At 61.4% G+C, this 1,949-nt stretch carries 1 protein-coding gene and 1 pseudogene; both read right to left on the bottom strand.

From position 1 onward, the window contains the following. Window positions 1-92 precede the first annotated feature (92 nt). A pseudogene (locus M2427_RS42010) lies at window positions 93-449 on the bottom strand (ParB/Srx family N-terminal domain-containing protein); the annotation flags it as partial. Between the two features lie 104 nt (window positions 450-553). Beyond that, entirely contained in the window at window positions 554-1,516 is a 963-nt protein-coding gene (locus M2427_RS42005; RefSeq protein WP_280712561.1) for a zincin-like metallopeptidase domain-containing protein, read from the bottom strand. Window positions 1,517-1,949: the final 433 nt, after the last annotated feature.

The raw sequence follows: 1,949 nt of genomic DNA, 5'->3' as shown, positions 1-1,949 counted from the left end.
GTGTGCCTTCCTCGAAATGCCCCGTTAATGTCGTCGATTCCCATGACGGACCTACGACTCTAAGAGGACAGTTGCGATACAGAACCTAACAGACCGACCCGCTCATCGTTCTCCGCCACCGAATCGTCCGCGGCAATGCCCCCTTCACGCACAACGCACGGCACCGCTTGCGTCTTTGACATGCGCTTCTGTTTCACCAGGAGTTCGAGGGCGCGATAGCGCCTGCCGCCCGCCGGCACCTCGAACATGCCGGTCTCGTTGCCATCTGTATCAACGACGGCCCGGACACTCAGACTTTGCAGAAGCGTACGGTGCGCGATGCTCTCGGCTAGCTGCTCGATCGAGACACCGGCCTTGACGCGGCGAACGTTCGACTGGCTGAGCACGAGCTTGTTAAAGGGAATGTCCCGGGAAGGCGACAACGTGATCTTTTGTACGGCTTTCGTCATTTTGGCTCTCCACGACGGGCGGCCGTGAGACTCTCTCTCGGCTTCCAACCCGTCGCAAACAGCCTCCCCCTCCTCTCACTCTCGCGCGGCCACGAGGCCACGCATCACGCCGCCTCGTGATCGGCGACAACCGAATGCAGCGACGCGTGCTCAATGGACCCGGGAATGAAGCCGAGCAAATAATCCGCGGCCTTGCTCGCCTGCGAGGCGGCACGCACGATGGCCCGATTGTCTTGGCGCAGGACTTCAAGCCAGCAGCCGATATAGTCGGCGTGACGCACGGTCGGGACGATCCCGAGAGACGCGCAACTGAATGCGGAACTCAACTCGGCGACCAATTCTTCGAAGGCATATTTCTTCGTACCGTAGGATCCGCTCTGGTCGCGATTGAGGCGTGAGGGATGCCCAGTCGCATGACCGAGTTCATGCAACGCCGTGCGGTGCCAGTTGATGGGTTCGAAATAAGCCTGCGGCGGCGGGACCTGAACGAAGTCTTCGGCTGCTGCATAGAATGCGCGATCTCCACCAATCCGAAATGCAATTCCGCTGGCCTTGATCAGGGCGTCGACCGTGGGTTCGATGAGGCCAGCCGACGGTGGCGGCGCAGAGGTGGCAATACCATCGCTCAGATCTTCGCACTGATCGGTGTTGAAAACGGTGAATCGTTTGAGGAATGGAATTGCCTGCGCATCTTCACCGGTCTCGGCGGCGCGTCGCTTTTCGTCATTCGGCACGAAACGATCCGCGTAGACGACTGTGGTGCCGCGCTCTCCCTTGCGAACGTGGCCGCCGAGCGAGAGGGCCTGACGAAAGGTGAGCCAACTTTGACCGGAAAATCCGCGTTCGATCACGGCTCCCCAGAGGATGAGGATGTTCACGCCACTGTATTGCCGGCTGGTTGACGCATTCTTCGGCATGGCCAGCGGCGCTTTCGCCGCGGCAGTACCCCAGGGCTGAACCCAGGGGACGCGTCCGGCCTCAAGCTCGGCAATGATTCTGTCGGTGATTTCGTTATAGAGATTCGCCCGGTCCTGGCCGGCGCGCGCGCAAGCATTAGGGTTTGACATCGCGGGTCTCCGCGACGGGCACCGCGAGCCTCTCTCGCAGCTTGTAACCCGTCACGGAAAAACCCAGCCTGCACTCTTACTCTCAACCTCTTCGCAATCTGCCAGGCCACAGGCCTGATCAGGCGTGCGCCAGGGCGCATCGCCTTCGAGAAATGGCACCCGGAGAGCGTGAGCATAGCGACCCGAAGGGGCACGCGGGTCCGAGTGCAGCGACGAGACCGGTTCAATAGCGGCACCCGGGAACGGGGCAGTGATAGCGATCGCCGCAGGCGAGCCCCTTTCCCGAGTGCCCCCGGCGAGGAGCACCAAAGCTCTGGCGCGAGGGATCGAAGCCGCAAGGCGTGCGCCGTTGAGGCGTGGAGAAGAAGGGAGTGTTCGAAAGAATGGAGCCTGCTGGTTATGGCTCTTACTTGCCCGGCTTACCGGTGTCGGA

This window comes from Bradyrhizobium sp. BR13661 (assembly GCF_029892425.1).
Taxonomy (GTDB): Bacteria; Pseudomonadota; Alphaproteobacteria; order Rhizobiales; family Xanthobacteraceae; genus Bradyrhizobium.
The sequence above is the reverse complement of the archived record's forward strand: the minus strand, read 5'-3'. Positions and strand labels throughout refer to the sequence as shown.